The sequence below is a fragment of the Scandinavium hiltneri genome, assembly GCF_024764835.1.
GTDB lineage: Bacteria > Pseudomonadota > Gammaproteobacteria > Enterobacterales > Enterobacteriaceae > Scandinavium > Scandinavium hiltneri.
In genome coordinates this window covers 774,236-789,464 of record NZ_JALIGE010000076.1, presented here as the reverse complement: position 1 = coordinate 789,464, position 15,229 = coordinate 774,236, and the positions used below count along the sequence as shown (strand labels likewise).

The window sequence follows — 15,229 nt, the reverse complement described above, 5'->3', positions numbered from 1 at the left end:
CCTCGTTATCAGAAGTGCGTATTCACGCTCATGTAGTAAGTGCGACCAGATTCGTTATAGGTCTCTGCACCCGCGCCGTACATATAGCCCGTCGCGCCGCCGGTGGTCTGGGCGTTGCCCGCGCGCCAGTGGCGTTTGTCGAACAGGTTATCGATACCCGCGGTGAAGCTTACGTATTTGGTCGCATCCCAGGTGCCGCTCAGGCCAAGAATGCTGTACGGGCTAACTTCGTTCAGCTCGGTACCGGTCGCCGGTTGGCCTTTGTAGTTGTACTTCTTCGGCTGCTGCTTGCCATACCAGGTGAAGGTCGACTGCACGGAGAAGTCCTGATACACCTGCCAGCTCAGGGTCGAGTTGAGGGTGTATTCCGGGATGATAGACAGACGATCGCCGGTCTCTTTGTTCTTACTTTGCAGCATGTAGGTGATGTTGTTGGTCCAGTTAACGGTCTCGCTCACCGGGACGTTCAACGTGCCTTCCAGGCCTTCAACCACGGCTTTCGGGACGTTCTCCCACTTGTAGAGATCGGTCCCGGAACCGTTGGTGTACACCGGCGCATAGCCCGCTTCAATCTTGTCGCGATAGTCGTTCCGGAACCAGGTGGCACCCGCCAGCCAGCCGTCACGCTTGAATTCCAGACCAATTTCTTTGTTGATGCTGGTTTCCGCTTTCAGGTCTTCATTCCCTTGCAGGTAGCAGCCGCTGGCGCTGGCGTAGCAGCCCTGGCCTTTACTGTAGAGAATATAATTCGGGTTGGTCTGGTACAGGCTCGGCGCTTTATAGGCGCGGGCGATCCCCATTTTCAGGGTGAAATCATCCAAAAGCCCCTGCGACAGGTTCAGGGACGGGCTCCAGTTATCGCCGACAATGCTGTGGTGATCGAAACGCAGCGCCGGGGTCAGCATTGTGGTGTCGGTCACTTCAATATTGTCTTCCGCGAACAGCGAGAAGATTTCGGCCTGGGAATACGGGCTGCGATTGGTGCTGCTGTAGCCCGGAAGGGTGCCGCCCATAAAGGTCTGGGTATTCGACGCCATATCCTTCATCCGCTGCTGGTTCCATTCGGTGCCCAGGGTCAGCGTCTGGTTGAACACGAAGTCGACAGGCAGGTTGATTTCACTGTGCAACAGCACATCGTCCAAATCGATATCGACGAACTTATCGGAGTTAAAGATACCTTCTGTGCCGCCCGCCAGGCCTTCGCCTTTGCGCGAGTTGCGGGTGTGTTCGTACTGCGCCCAGGTGCTGGTGGTGATGCCATTATCCCAGCCGCCGTTCCAGGTCAGAGAGTAGTTTTGACGGTACAGACGATTGGTCTCTTTACCGTAGTTCTCTTTGACGAAATTATTGGTGTTGGTGTTCTGCGTATCGCCCGCGTACAGGTTGTTCTGACGGCTATAGCCAGCCTGCAGTTCCAGCGACTGCATCGGCGCAAAGTCCCAACGCAGCACGCCATTGATGTCTTTGTTTTCCACCCCTTCACGCCCGGCGGGCAGGGTGTTCTGGTAAATTCCGGTACGCTCAGACTGATGGCCTTCGTTAATGTCCCAGGCGTCGGCCTGGGTTTTATCCAGGTTGCCGTTCAGACGGAAGCTGAAATCGCCGCCCATCGGGCCGGTCAGGCTGAAGTTAGTGCGTTTGGTGGAGCCTTCATCTTTATGCTCCGGCAGATTCATGAACGTGTCCCAGCTGCCGTGCCACTCATTGTTCACTTTTTTGGTGATGATGTTCACCACGCCGCCTGCCGCGCCGTTGCCGTAGCGCGCCGCAGCCGGGCCACGAATAACGTCGATACGCTCAATCATCTCTGGCGGAACCCAGCTGGTGTCGCCACGGGTATCACGCTCGCCGCGCCAGCCTAAACGAATCGAGTTCCGGCTGGTGACCGGTTTACCGTCAATCAGGATCAGGGTGTTTTCCGGGCCCATGCCGCGAATATCAATCTGGCGGTTGTTGCCGCGCTGGCCGCTGGTGGAGTTACCGGTCAGGTTAACGCCAGGCATGGTTCGGATGATTTCGGAAACGTCACGAGCGGGTGGGCGTTTACGGATTTCATCGGCGGTAATGGTTGAAACGCCCGGTGCCTGCAGGTTCTGCTGCGCCGCGGTAACAACCATGGTTTCTTCAGCGTCTGCAGTTTCTGCCTTTGCGGTCTCTTCTGCGAATACGGGTAATGCCACCCCGTAAATACCCAGATTGACCAGTAAGGCCAGGGATTTGAGTTTGTTATTCATTGTGAGCCAACGTCCTGCTGTAAGTGTAAAGCCCCGGCATACTTCGGAGGCTGTAAATGTTCTAAACGCGCGCCAATACGCTATTGCAAATGCAAATAGTTATCAATAATATTATCAATAATTTTTAGGGTGTAACAAAAAATTCCACATACAGCGCGGGGTTAACGTGGCGGAGACGGTAACGACAGGGAGTGCAGCCTGGTGGGAGCGCATTGACGGGCCACAATGGCGGCGGGAAGGGGAGTGTTGCCACGTCACGTTTTACTGGCGCGATCCGGCGGGTAGCGAGCGGCATTCGACTCTCAAGCGGGTGTGGCTTTACATCACCGGCGTGACCGATCACCACCAGAATTCAGTGCCGCAGACGCTGTCCCGTCTGCCGGGCACCGACGTCTGGCAGTGGCACACGCGGCTGCCTGCCAGCTGGCGCGGCAGCTACTGTTTCATTCCTTCCGAACGCGACGATGATTTCGATGCAGCGCTGTTTAACGGCAACGCACCGGATCGCATTTTGCTGCGCGACGGCTGGCGAAAACTGCTGCCGCAGGCGATGGCCGATCCGCGTAATAAGCACAGCTGGCGCGGCGGACGCGGGCACGCGGTGTCTGCGCTGTCACTGCCCGACGCCCCCGAACAGCCAGGATGGGGCAGCCCCGAGGAACCGTACACGCCACCGTTGTGTATTCAATGGCGCAGCCAGCGTCTCGGGAACGTCCGCCGGGTGTGGATTTACACTACCGGAAACCCGTCGCAGCATGCGCGGCCGCTGGCGATTTTGCTTGATGGTCAATTCTGGGCTGAAAGTATGCCGGTGTGGTCGCCGCTCGCCCGACTGACCCGTGAAGGGCAGCTTCCGGCGGCGGTGTACGTGCTGGTGGATGCCATCGACACCGCCCATCGTAGCGCGGAATTACCGTGCAACACTGATTTCTGGCAGGCGTTACAGGCCGAGCTGCTGCCGCAGATTCAGCGCATCGCGCCGTTCAGCGAGCTGCCGGAACGCACGCTGGTCGCCGGGCAAAGCTTCGGCGGGCTGGCAGCGATGTTCGCCGGGTTCAGCTGGCCGCAGCGTTTTGGCTGTGTGCTGAGCCAGTCCGGCTCCTACTGGTGGCCGAAACGTGGCGATCGCCACGGCGGCGTCATACTCGAAAAACTTTCTCGCGGTGAATTTTCACCGCACGGCCTGCGGATCTGGCTTGAAGCCGGACGTCGCGAGCCGGTTATCTTTGAGGCCAATCAGGCCCTCTTACAACAACTACAACAGCAGCCGGTTTTCTGGCGTCAGGTTGACGGCGGACACGATGCGCTGTGTTGGCGTGGCGGGCTTACTGCGGGGCTGATTGCGCTCTGGCAGCCGCTGGTCGATGCATAAAGCGCGCTTTACGACAGGAGTTTGGTATGCAAATCAGTAACCCTTTCGATGATGCGCAAGGGCAGTTTTATATCCTGCAAAATTCCCGCCAGCAGTACAGCCTTTGGCCGCAGCAGTGCGCCCTTCCGGCGGGCTGGGAAATCGTCTGCGAACCGCAAAGCGCCGAGGTCTGCAACGCCTGGCTGGCGGCGCGCTGGACCACGCTGGATCCTGCCCATTTTGCCGGAGGCCACCATGACTGAGCGTTTACCGCTGGTTGCGGCTCAGCCGGGGATCTGGATGGCGGAACAGCTCTCCACGCTGCCAAGCGCCTGGAGCGTCGCCCACTATGTCGAGCTCGACGGCGCAATTGACGCCTCGCTGTTACAGCAGGCCATAACGTTGGGGCTGGCGCAGGCCGACACCCTGCGTATGCGCTTCACCGAAGAAAACGGCGAACCGTGGCAATGGGTTGATGACGCGCTCACGCCGGGTGTTTCAGCGGTGCGGGATTTACGTCATGAAATCGACGCGCACGCCGCCGCACTCGCACACATGCAGGCTGATTTAGCGCAAAACACCCGGGTCGACAGCGGCCACCCGCTGGTGTGTCACCAGCTGTTACGTGTGGCCGACAACCGCTGGTACTGGTATCAGCGATATCACCATTTACTGGTGGATGGCTTCAGTTTCCCGGCTATTACTCGCCAGGTAGTACACATTTATCGCGCGTTGCTGAAAGGCGAAACGCCGCCGGAATCACCGTTTACGCCCTTTGCGGACGTGGTCGATGAATATCAGCGCTATCGCGACAGCGACGCCTGGAGCCGCGACGGTGCGTTCTGGGCCGAACAGCGCCAGCAGCTACCGTCTCCGGCCTCACTGTCAGCCGCACCGCTGCCGGGCCGCGCCTCGACCACCGCCATCTGGCGCTTAACACTCAGCGCCGACAAACAGGCGTTTAGCCGTTTATCTGCGGCCACCACCAGCCCGCGCACCGATTTAGCCCTCGCGCTGGTGGCATTGTGGCTGGGTCGCCTGTGTGGTCGGAACGACTACGCGGCTGGCTACATTTTTATGCGCCGTTTAGGTTCGGCGGCGCTCACCGCCACTGGACCGGTGCTGAACGTGCTGCCGCTGGCGGTCACCCTCAAACCGGAAGAAACCCTGTCGGAGCTGGCTAATCGTCTGGGCGCGCAGCTGAAAAAAATGCGTCGCCATCAGCGCTATGATGCCGAACAAATCGTGCGTGATGCCGGAAAGGCGGCGGGTGACGAACCGCTGTTTGGCCCGGTATTTAACGTCAAAGTATTCGATTACCAGCTCGAAATTGACGGCGTTCGCGCCACCACGCACACCCTCGCCACCGGACCGGTGAATGACTTAGAGCTGGCGCTGTTCCCGGACGAAGCGGGCGGCCTGACCATTGAAGTGCTGGCTAACCAGCAGCGCTACGACGAGCAGACGTTACGCCAGCATATAGCGCGGTTAAGTGCGATGCTCACGCAGTTTGCCGCCAATCCTGAGCTTCGCTGCGGCGACGTGGATTTAGTGTCAGACACCGAATATCAGCGCCTCGAACAGATTAATGAAACCGGCATGATGCTGCCGGAAACCACGCTCAGCGCGCTGGTGGCGGCCCAGGCGGCGAAAACACCTGACGCGCCCGCGCTGGCAGATGCCCGTTTGCAGTTCAGCTATCGCGAAATGCGCCAGCAGGTGGTTGCCCTGGCGAATCTGCTGCGTGAGCGCGGCGTGAAACCTGGCGACAGCGTGGCGGTGGCGCTGCCCCGTTCGGTCTTTTTGACCCTGGCGCTGCACGGGATCGTGGAAGCGGGCGCGGCCTGGCTGCCGCTCGACACCGGCTATCCGGACGATCGTCTGCATATGATGCTCGAAGATGCGAAGCCGCCTTTGCTGATTACGTCTGACGATCAGCTCAGCCGTTTTTCCGGGATCGACACGCTGTGCTACAGCGCGCCGCTGGACGTGGGAGACGACACGCCGCTGGCGCTGTCGCAGCCCGATCACACTGCCTATATCATCTTCACCTCCGGGTCGACCGGCCGCCCGAAAGGCGTGATGGTCGGGCAGACGGCGATCGTCAACCGCCTGCTGTGGATGCAGGAAAACTATCCGCTGACCGCGGCCGACGTGGTGGCGCAGAAAACGCCGTGCAGTTTTGACGTCTCGGTGTGGGAATTTTGGTGGCCGTTTATCACCGGCGCGAAACTGGTCATGGCCGAGCCGGACGCGCATCGCGACCCGCTAGCGCTGCAACAGTTTTTCGCTGTGTTCGGCGTGACCACTACCCACTTTGTCCCGTCAATGCTGGCGGCATTCGTGGCCTCATTAACCGACGAAAACGTGGCGTTGTGCCGCACGTTGAAACAGGTCTTCTGTAGTGGCGAAGCGCTGCCGACCGCGCTGTGCCGCGAATGGGAACAGCTCACTCACGCGCCGCTGCACAATTTATACGGCCCGACGGAAGTGGCGGTGGATGTCAGCTGGTATCCGGCATTTGGCCCTGAACTGGCGGCGGTTAGCGGCAATAGCGTGCCGATTGGTTTCCCAGTGTGGAATACCGGTTTGCGCATTCTCGACGCGCAGATGCGCCCGGTTCCGTTCGGCGTGGCGGGGGATTTATACCTCACAGGCATTCAGCTGGCGCAGGGCTACATGGGCCGTCCGGACCTGACCGCCAGCCGCTTTATCGCCTCCCCGTTTGCGCCGGGTGAGCGCATGTATCGCACCGGCGACGTAGCGCGCTGGCTCGATAACGGCGCGGTGGAATATTTGGGCCGCAGCGACGATCAGCTCAAAATTCGCGGGCAGCGTATAGAGCTCGGTGAAATCGAGCGCATGATGCTGAGTTTGCCCGGCGTAGCGCAGGCTGTGGCACATGCCTGCGTGCTGAATCAGGCCGTGGCGGTGGGCGGCGATGCGCGTCAACTGGTGGGCTATGTGGTATCCGATTCCGGGCTGCCGCTGGCGTGCGACGTGCTGCTGGAAAGCCTGCGCGACACGCTGCCGCCGCACATGGTGCCGGTCACGATTGTTCCGCTTTCCTCGCTACCGCTGAGCGCTAACGGCAAGCTGGACCGCAAAGCCTTGCCATTGCCGGAACTGACGCAAAAAGCGCCGGGGCGTGCGCTGGAAAGTGCCACCGAGCATGCGGTGGCCGAAGCGTTTGCCGCGCTGCTGGGCTGTGAGATTGGCGACGTCGATGCTGATTTCTTCGCGCTCGGCGGCCATTCGCTGCTGGCGATGCGTCTGGCGGCACAGCTCAGCCGCACCTTTGCGCGTCAGGTCACGCCGGGACAGGTGATGGTAGCCTCGACCGTGGGTAAACTCAGTCATCTGCTGGATTCGGTGAACGACGCGCAGGCTCAGCGGCTGGGTTACGAGGCGATTCTACCGCTGCGTGAAAGCCGTGGGCCAACGCTGTGGTGCTTCCATCCGGCGTCCGGTTTTGCCTGGCAGTTCAGCGTGCTGGCCCGCTGGCTGAGCCCGCGCTGGTCGATAACCGGCATTCAATCGCCGCGTCCGGAAGGGCCAATGGCCAGCGCGGAAAATCTGGATGCGCTGTGCGAGCACCATCTGTCGACGCTACTGCAACAGCAGCCGCACGGCCCGTATTATCTGTTCGGCTACTCGCTCGGCGGCACGCTGGCGCAGGGCATCGCGGCGCGTTTGCGTCAGCGTGGTGAAGCGGTGGCGTTCCTCGGGCTGCTGGATACCTGGCCGCCGGAAACGCAGAACTGGTCGGAAAAGGAAGCCAACGGTCTGGATCCGGCCGTGCTGGCGGAAATTAACCGCGAGCGTGAAGCGTTTCTGGCGGCACAACAGGGGCAGGCGTCCGGCGAATTGTTCACTGCGATTGAAGGGAACTACGCCGATGCGGTGCGCCTGTTAACCACCGCGCACAGCGTGACGTTTGACGGCAAAGCGACGCTGTTTGTGGCGGAAAAAACGCTGGCGCCGGGCCAGGATCCGCATCGCGCCTGGGGTCCGTGGGTGAAAGAGCTTGAGGTGTATCGTCAGAACTGCGCTCACGTCGACATCATTTCCCCGCAGGCGTTTGAGGCCATCGGCCCGGTGCTGAGGGAAATATTGGGGTAAGGTGACACCACGGGCAATCGTCGCATTGCCCGCTATCCTTCTCCCTCGCCCTCTTGGGGAGAGGGCCGGGGTGAGGGGAAAGGGCTCAATACTTATCCGGCAAACGATGCACCGTCTTTAGCACACCGTCTTCTATTTCGATATAGCCACCTAACTTAAGCTGAGAGAGCATTTTCATTACCGTGCTGCGCGACAGGCGTGTGCGCTCAAGGATATATTTCGCCGCAGAGTGGGATTCGCGCAGGTCTGCGGGCTCCTGCATCAGCGCGATGAGCTGAAATTTCATCACATCGTAGGTGGTGGGGGCGGTCATCAGCACACTCTTTTTATAGAGGTTGCTGGCGATGACTGTCATGTGGCCCGCCAGCAGTTCCCAGGCATTATTTTGCGCAATAATTTCATGGGCCCGGAGGGTGGGTAACGTGGCTATCCTCGCCTCGCTGATCGTTTCAATATACAGGCCCGATTCATGTGGGATTCTATTGGATATGCCCAAAATATTGGGTGTAGTGATGGACGAGATAACAAAGTCATCGGTACTTCTGCCCACTTTGACGAGGCCAGATAACAGGATGTAACACAGGTTCACGCCCTCCACGGAAAAATGCAGTTGCGTATTGGCCGGAACATCCTCAAACGTGACATACGGCGTGAGTACATCGATGAGGTCACGCGTGGCCTGAGATTGAACGGTTGTTGTCATGCCTTGCAGGAAAGACTCTTTCATAACTGTACGTTTATAGTGACCCGCTCATGCTTTAAATCTAGCAACAGCGTGCTATTGCGTACATTAAGACTTCAGCGGAATGTTATGGATAGCCAACTGCAGCCTTTTGTCGGTGGTGGTGATGTAGCCTCCGGTTTTGAGCTGTGCCAGCATTTTCATGCTGCTGCGCGGCTTTGGTGAATAAATCGAACTTTTGCTGAATGGCAGGATCCTCTTTGGGCAAGTCCGGGGTGAGGGGTTCTGTTAATAGACTACCGTTTCCCCAGCGGCACCACCAGTGGCGTACCTGCCACCGGGTCTTCAATAATCAGACTGCGCAAACCGTAAATCCGCTCGATCAGCTCCGCCGTCACGATCTCTTTCGGCGCACCTTCGGCGACAATCTGCCCGTCGCGCAGGGCAATCAAATGCGTGGCATAGCGACACGCCTGATTGAGATCATGCAGTACCGCCGCCAGCGTATATCCGCGCTCACGGTTAAGCTCGCTCAGCAGTTCCAGCAGATCAATTTGGTGACTGATGTCCAGCCAGGTCGTCGGCTCGTCGAGCAGCATAATTGCCGTTTCCTGCGCCAGCACCATCGCAATCCATGCCCGCTGACGCTGGCCGCCCGACAGCGTATCCACGCTTTGATTCGCCAGTTCCACCATGCCGGTGGCCTGCATCGCACGGTTCACCGCGTCATCATCTTCCTTGCGCCAGCGGGTGAACAGCGGCTGGTGGGGATAACGCCCGCGCGCCACCAGTTCCTGCACCGTGATGTCTCCCGGCGTCGTGGCGTTTTGCGCCAACAGACCGATGCGCCGCGCCACTTCTTTGCTCGCGAAACGCTGAATCTGTTCGCCGTCGAGAAAGACCTGGCCGTGCTGCGGCGTCATCAGGCGGCTTAGGGTGCGCAACAACGTCGATTTTCCGCAGCCGTTGGGGCCAATGATCGCGGTGAAATGACCGTCGGGAATGGCAACGTTAAGCCCCTCGGCGATCACTTTTTTGCCGTAGCTCAGCGTCAGTTCTTCGCCGCGCAGGCGGGCGGTGGAAGCGGTCATTTTTTACGAGACTCCTGAATAAGCAAGGCGATGAGATACAGGCCGCCGAGGCTGACGGTCACCACGCCCACCGGTAGCTGGTAAGGCATAAACAGCCGCTGGGCGCCGAAATCAGCAAGCGTTAGCAGCAGCGCGCCGCACAACGCCGATTGGGTCAAACCCCAGCGCGCGGTGCCGCTGATGCGCCGCGCAATGTGCGGGGCCACCAGCGCAATAAAGGAAATCGGCCCCGCCAGCGCGGTGGCAGCCGCAGTCAGAACCACCGCCACCAGCATCATCAATAAGCGCGACCGTTCGACCCGCACGCCCAGTGCGCAGGCGCTGTCGTCGCCCATTTCCAGCAGCCGCATCCGCCGCACCAGCAACGCGGCAAACACCAGCATCACCAGCAGAATGGGGGCCGCTGGGGTGATTTTTGCCCACGTCAGGCCGTTGAGCGAGCCTGCGAACCACAATCCGGCGGACTGCGCGGTTTCAAGCGACGCCTTCAGCAGCAGCCAGGTGTTGAACGCCATCAGCATCGCGCGGATGCCAATGCCGATAATGATCAGCCGGAAGGTATCAATTCCGTTGCGCCACGCCAGCAGCCAGACCAGTAAAGACGTGACAATCCCGCCCGCCATCGCGGCGAAAACAATCGCCGTCTGATGCTGACCAAACAGCACCATCGCCACGAGCACGCCGCTCCATGCCCCGGTATTGAAGCCCATCACGTCCGGGCTGCCAAGCGGATTGCGCATCAGCGACTGGAAAATTGCACCGCTGACGCCCAGCGCAGCGCCGACCAGTAGCGCCATCAGCACCCGTGGCAAACGCCATTCGGTGACGACCATCGTCACGTTGCGCGGCGCGTCGCCGAACAGGGCGGCGATAACCTGACTGACATCCAGCGTGACCACGCCGCTGCGCAGGCTCCAGAGGCTGATAGCCAGGCTCGCCACAATCAGCAACCCAACGCTCACAACCAGACGGCGGGAAGGGGCCATCATGCGACACCTCCGCGCGACGGCTGGCGGCGTACCAGCCAGATAAGCATCGGCGCGCCGATAAAGGCGCTCACCACCGATACGCGCAGTTCACCCGGCACCAGCAGGCGGCCAATAATATCGGCAAACAACAGCAGGGCAGGCGTCGTGAGCAGCGTGACCGGCAGCGACCAGCGATGATCGCCCCCGACCAGCCAGCGCGAAATATGCGGCACCATCAACCCGATAAAGGCAATCGGCCCCACCAGCGCGGTGGCGCTGCCGCTCAGGACGGTTATCACCAGCAGGCCAAGAATTTGGGTGCGCGCCACTTTATTGCCGAGCGCGGTGGCGGTGTCCGTCCCGAGGCTCAGGCTATTCAGCGAACGGCTTAAACCGAGCGCCACGGCGGCGGCGATAGCCACTGGCAGCAGTACCACTTTCAACGTTTCGAGGGAGCGAATATCCAGCGACCCGGCCTGCCAGAAACGCAGCTGATCGTAGACATCGGGATTGAGCAGCGCGATGCCGTTCGACAGGCCTTCCAGCACCGCGCCTAGCGCAACGCCCGCCAGCGTCAGACGCACCGGGCTAAGCTGGCCGCCGCCCTGGCTGCCGGTAAACGCCACCAGTAGTGAGGCAATCAGCGCGCCGCAAAAGGCGAGTAGCAGCTGCTCCTGCGGCAGCGTGAAACCAAACAGTGCGGCACCCAGCACAATCGCAAAGCTGGCTCCGGCGTTAACGCCAAGAATGCCGGGGTCGGCCAGGGGATTACGGGTAAGGGTTTGCATCAGCGCGCCCGCGAGGCCGAGTGCGCTGCCCGCTAACAGACCGGCGAGGGTGCGCGGTAATCGGGCATCGAGAACAATGGTGCAGTCGGCGCTTTGGCAGCTGCCGGACAGGGCGTCGAAAATCACATTCAGCGGCAGCGGTTTTGCGCCAATCAGCAGGCTGAGCGCGGCGGCGACAATAAGCAGGATGAGTAATCCGGGCACGGCGACGGTGCGCAGCGCGGCGGGAGAAAACGACATAGCAACGTCCATGATGTGATAATGATAGTAATTATCGTTCTCGATCTTATTCGCCTATGTTAGCATGTGCGGCCCCGGAAATGGTACCGAAAGTTCGTTGAAGGCCCCGTCATGCAAAGACAATCCTGGCTGTTGAATCTCAGCCTGCTCAAGACTCATCCGGCGTTTCGCGCCGTCTTTATCGCCCGTTTTATCTCCATTCTTTCTCTTGGCCTGCTCGGCGTTGCCGTGCCGGTACAAATTCAGGCGTTGACCCATTCCACCTGGCACGTCGGTCTGGCGGTGACGCTCACCGGCGCGGCGATGTTTATCGGCCTGATGCTCGGCGGCGTGCTGGCTGATCGCTACGAACGCAAAAAGCTGATTCTGCTGGCGCGCGGCACCTGCGGCATTGGTTTTCTTGGTCTGTGGCTCAATGCGCTGTTGCCTGAACCGTCGCTGCTGGCGATTTATCTGCTCGGCATTTGGGATGGCCTGTTTGCGTCGATTGGCGTGACCGCGCTGTTGGCGGCGACGCCTGCGCTGGTCGGGCGCGAGAACCTGATGCAGGCGGGGGCGATCACGATGCTCACCGTGCGTTTGGGCTCGGTGATTTCGCCGATGGTCGGCGGGCTGCTGCTGGCGAGTGGCGGTTTCTCCTGGAACTACCTGCTGGCCGCGCTTGGGACCTTTATCACCACCCTGACATTGCTGCGCCTGCCGCAGTTGCCACCGCCGCCGTCGCCGCGAGAGCATCCGCTGAAATCCCTGATGGCCGGGCTGCGTTTCCTGTTTAACAGCCCGCTGATTGGCGGCATCGCGCTGCTCGGCGCGCTTCTGACCATGGCCAGTGCGGTGCGCGTGCTGTATCCGGCGTTGGCGATGAGCTGGCAGATGTCGGCGGCACAGATTGGTTTGCTGTATGCAGCGATCCCGCTCGGCGCGGCGTTTGGCGCCTTAACCAGCGGCAATCTGGCGCGGAGCGAAAAGCCGGGGCAAATCATGTTGCTCACCACGGTGGGCTCGTTTGTCGCGATTGGGATGTTCAGCCTGATGCCAGTGTGGGCGTTGGGCGCGCTGTGTCTGGCGCTGTTTGGCTGGTTGAGCGCCATCAGTTCACTGCTGCAATACACCCTGATTCAGACGCAAACCCCGGAAGCGATGCTCGGCCGAATTAACGGCCTGTGGACGGCGCAGAACGTTACCGGCGATGCCATTGGTGCGGCGATTTTAGGCGGGTTTGGCGCAATGCTCACGCCGGTAGCAGCGGCATCCGCCAGCGGATGGGCGTTAGCGATTGTCGGCGTGATATTGGTGCTGTTGCTCGGTGAGTTGCGTCGCTTCCGCCAGGAAACGGCAACGGTTTAATCCGGTGGAAGGTGCCCGGTGGCGCTGCGCTTACCGGGCCTACACGGCACATTCTGTCGGCCCGGTAAGCGAAGCGCCACCGGGCAATGCGATCAGCCAAACAAGGTTTCCAGGCGCTGCAATACTCGCATCGCGCTGTAGTAATCGAGGCGGAACGTTTCGGTGCCGAGCGCATACACTCGCTTGTTCTGCACGGCGGAGAGGTGCGACAACAGCGGATTCGCTTCGATGGCGTCGGTATCTTTCGGATCCCCGGCAAACACAAACAGCGACTGACCGTTCAGGCCTTCCGCCAGATTTTCCCCACCAAGCTGAATGATGTCATGACGTTTGCCCTGACTCTGGCTGGTGTGCAACCCGGCGGGCAGCGGCGCGAGGGTAAAGCCTAACTGTTCCAGCAATTTGCCCTGCGCGGATTCCGGCGTCCACAGGTTGGCGCTGTGCGCGGCGGCGGTGTACACCAGTGCGCTGACCGGCTGCGGCGGCAGTTTCATCTGCTGTTTGAGCGTCGCCAGCTGCTTATCAAATTGTGCAATGCGTTGGCTGGCCTGTTTTTCCTGCCCGGTGATGGCCCCCAACTGAGTCAGCAAACCCTGCCAGCTCTGGTCGTCGTAGTTGATGATAAGCGTTGGGGCGATGGTCGACAGCTGATCGTACAGCGCCAGCGCAGAATCCCCACCGGTGGCGCTGATCAGAATTAAATCCGGCATTTGTGCAGCAACCGCTTCGGCGTTTGGCTCACCGATATACAGCCGGGCGAGCTTGCGCTGTTTCGCCACGTCGCCCCATTGACGCAGAAAACCCTGCTCGTCGGCCACGCGGTTGTTCGGGGTGGTTGCCCCGCTGGCTACTACCGGCGCGTCAATCGCCAGCAGCGAGCCGGTGAGGGTCACGCTGGTGGAAACAATGCGCAGCGGTTTGTGCTCCAGCGTATGCGTGCCGCGGCTGTCGGTGACCTGGCGCGGCCAGTCGGCCGCGAAGGCTGAGGTTAATCCTAAAAGGCAAAGCCCGGAAAACAGCAGGGTGTTACGGAAGAAAACGGGGAATTTCACGACGTCAAAGTCCTGTTTGATTGATGTTAATGAATCTCATTTTCACTTCAGTGTGCCACAGATGCAAGTCGGATGATCAGTCTGAAGTTGACAAGGGGGCGTTTTACTTTTAGCTTACCGAACCAAAATATAAATGATAATTATTCGTAATATCTTTATCGTTTTGGAGGATGATATGGAAACGTCACTGGCCGAGGCCGGGCAGGAAGTCGCACCAACGCTGTCACCTGATAGCTTCTTTTTTATGTCGCCGTACCGCAGTTTCACCACCTCCGGCTGTTTTCGTCGTATCGAACAGCCCGTGGAAGGCGGTGAAGATCTGACGGGCGAGTTCCAGCGCACCCTCACCAGCGCCTTTGCTGACGCCAAAGCGGCCGGGATCGCCCGCCCGATTTTGGTCGGAGCCATTCCGTTTGATACCACTCAGCCTTCTGCGCTGTTTATTCCCCAGCACCGCGAGGCGTTTTCCCGCACCGCTAAACAGCACTCCGCGCCGTACGCGGCCAGCATGAAACCGATGCAGGTCCAGGCGCGTCAGGAAATTCCTGAGCAGGACCTGTTTATGGCGATGGTGGCGAGCGCTGCACAGCTGACCGCCACGCCGAAAGTCGACAAAGTGGTGCTGTCGCGTCTGATTGAACTGACCACCGACGTGAATGTGGACACCGGCGCGCTGCTGGAACGCCTGATTGCGCAGAACCCGGCGAGCTTCAACTTCCACGTGCCGCTGCCCGACGGCGGCGTGTTGCTGGGCGCGAGCCCGGAGCTGCTGCTGCGCAAAGAGGGTTCGCATTTCAGCTCGCTGCCGCTGGCGGGCTCTGCCCGTCGTCAGCCGGATAACGTGCTGGACCGGGAAGCGGGCAACCGTCTGCTGGCCTCACAGAAAGATCGTCACGAGCACGATTTAGTGACGCAGGCGATGAAGAACGTCCTGACGCCGCGCAGTGAAATGCTGTCGCTGCCGTCCTCGCCGCAGCTCATCACCACCCCGACGCTGTGGCATCTGGCGACGCCGATTGAAGGCGAAGCGAAAGTGGATGAGAACGCGCTGTCGCTGGCCTGTTTGCTGCACCCGACCCCGGCGCTGAGCGGCTTCCCGCATGACGTCGCCAAACAATTGATCGCCGAACTGGAGCCGTTCGAACGCGAGTTGTTCGGCGGCATCGTCGGCTGGTGCGATGCCGAAGGCAACGGCGAATGGGTGGTCACCATCCGCTGCGCAAAAGTGCGCGCCAACCACATTCGCCTGTTTGCCGGCGCGGGCATTGTGCCTGCCTCTTCGCCGCTCGGCGAATGGCGCGAAACCGGCGTCAAACTCACCACCATGCTGAACGTGTTTGGTCTTAATTAAGGA

Annotated in this window: 11 protein-coding genes; 5 read left to right on the top strand and 6 right to left on the bottom strand. The window is 60.2% G+C overall.

The features are described from left to right. Positions 1-8 precede the first annotated feature (8 nt). Complete coding sequence (locus tag MUU47_RS21240) at positions 9-2,234, bottom strand: TonB-dependent siderophore receptor (RefSeq protein WP_258990126.1); 2,226 nt, start codon at positions 2,232-2,234, stop codon at positions 9-11. Between the two features lie 166 nt (positions 2,235-2,400). Between MUU47_RS21240 and fes the strand changes: the two genes are divergently transcribed. From fes to entF, 3 genes are read left to right on the top strand one after another with little or no spacing between them, the layout of a single operon-like run. After that, complete coding sequence (gene fes, locus MUU47_RS21235) at positions 2,401-3,606, top strand: enterochelin esterase (RefSeq protein WP_258990124.1); 1,206 nt, start codon at positions 2,401-2,403, stop codon at positions 3,604-3,606. Positions 3,607-3,632: 26 nt separating this feature from the next. Beyond that, positions 3,633-3,848, top strand: a complete 216-nt coding sequence (locus tag MUU47_RS21230) for an MbtH family protein (RefSeq protein ID WP_258990122.1) — start codon at positions 3,633-3,635, stop codon at positions 3,846-3,848. Further along, positions 3,841-7,707, top strand: a complete 3,867-nt coding sequence (gene entF, locus MUU47_RS21225) for an enterobactin non-ribosomal peptide synthetase EntF (protein ID WP_258990121.1) — start codon at positions 3,841-3,843, stop codon at positions 7,705-7,707. The genes MUU47_RS21230 and entF overlap by 8 nt, the downstream gene beginning before the upstream one ends. 85 nt (positions 7,708-7,792) lie before the next feature. Here entF and MUU47_RS21220 read toward each other — a convergent pair whose 3' ends face one another. From MUU47_RS21220 to fepD, 4 genes are all read right to left on the bottom strand, one after another. Next, positions 7,793-8,434, bottom strand: coding sequence for a winged helix-turn-helix transcriptional regulator (locus MUU47_RS21220; RefSeq protein WP_258990120.1), 642 nt, complete (start codon positions 8,432-8,434; stop codon positions 7,793-7,795). Positions 8,435-8,685: 251 nt separating this feature from the next. Next, positions 8,686-9,480: an iron-enterobactin ABC transporter ATP-binding protein gene (gene fepC / locus MUU47_RS21215; protein WP_159774359.1), complete on the bottom strand. Its 795-nt coding sequence runs from the start codon at positions 9,478-9,480 to the stop codon at positions 8,686-8,688. Continuing rightward, the gene (gene fepG / locus MUU47_RS21210) at positions 9,477-10,469 is read right to left on the bottom strand and encodes an iron-enterobactin ABC transporter permease (protein WP_258990119.1); all 993 of its coding nucleotides are present in this window, start codon (positions 10,467-10,469) and stop codon (positions 9,477-9,479) included. Before fepG ends, fepC begins: the two co-directional genes overlap by 4 nt. Continuing rightward, positions 10,466-11,476, bottom strand: coding sequence for a Fe(3+)-siderophore ABC transporter permease (gene fepD, locus MUU47_RS21205; protein WP_258990118.1), 1,011 nt, complete (start codon positions 11,474-11,476; stop codon positions 10,466-10,468). Before fepD ends, fepG begins: the two co-directional genes overlap by 4 nt. 111 nt (positions 11,477-11,587) lie before the next feature. Between fepD and entS the strand changes: the two genes are divergently transcribed. Next, positions 11,588-12,823, top strand: a complete 1,236-nt coding sequence (gene entS / locus MUU47_RS21200) for an enterobactin transporter EntS (protein WP_258990117.1) — start codon at positions 11,588-11,590, stop codon at positions 12,821-12,823. A 92-nt stretch (positions 12,824-12,915) separates the two neighbouring features. Here entS and fepB read toward each other — a convergent pair whose 3' ends face one another. Next, positions 12,916-13,875, bottom strand: a complete 960-nt coding sequence (gene fepB, locus MUU47_RS21195) for a Fe2+-enterobactin ABC transporter substrate-binding protein (RefSeq protein WP_258990116.1) — start codon at positions 13,873-13,875, stop codon at positions 12,916-12,918. A gap of 175 nt (positions 13,876-14,050) precedes the next feature. Here fepB and entC point away from each other — a divergent pair, with 175 nt between their 5' ends. Continuing rightward, positions 14,051-15,226, top strand: a complete 1,176-nt coding sequence (entC, locus tag MUU47_RS21190; protein WP_258990115.1) for an isochorismate synthase EntC — start codon at positions 14,051-14,053, stop codon at positions 15,224-15,226. Positions 15,227-15,229: the final 3 nt, after the last annotated feature.

Coding starts and splice junctions, on each gene's coding strand:
- MUU47_RS21230 (WP_258990122.1), top strand. CDS start 3,633: ATGCAAATCAGTAACCCTTTCGATGATGCGCAAGGGCAGTTTTATATC.
- entF (WP_258990121.1), top strand. CDS start 3,841: ATGACTGAGCGTTTACCGCTGGTTGCGGCTCAGCCGGGGATCTGGATG.
- MUU47_RS21240 (WP_258990126.1), bottom strand. CDS start 2,234: ATGAATAACAAACTCAAATCCCTGGCCTTACTGGTCAATCTGGGTATT.
- fepG (WP_258990119.1), bottom strand. CDS start 10,469: ATGATGGCCCCTTCCCGCCGTCTGGTTGTGAGCGTTGGGTTGCTGATT.
- entC (WP_258990115.1), top strand. CDS start 14,051: ATGGAAACGTCACTGGCCGAGGCCGGGCAGGAAGTCGCACCAACGCTG.
- fepC (WP_159774359.1), bottom strand. CDS start 9,480: ATGACCGCTTCCACCGCCCGCCTGCGCGGCGAAGAACTGACGCTGAGC.
- fepD (WP_258990118.1), bottom strand. CDS start 11,476: ATGTCGTTTTCTCCCGCCGCGCTGCGCACCGTCGCCGTGCCCGGATTA.
- MUU47_RS21220 (WP_258990120.1), bottom strand. CDS start 8,434: ATGAAAGAGTCTTTCCTGCAAGGCATGACAACAACCGTTCAATCTCAG.
- entS (WP_258990117.1), top strand. CDS start 11,588: ATGCAAAGACAATCCTGGCTGTTGAATCTCAGCCTGCTCAAGACTCAT.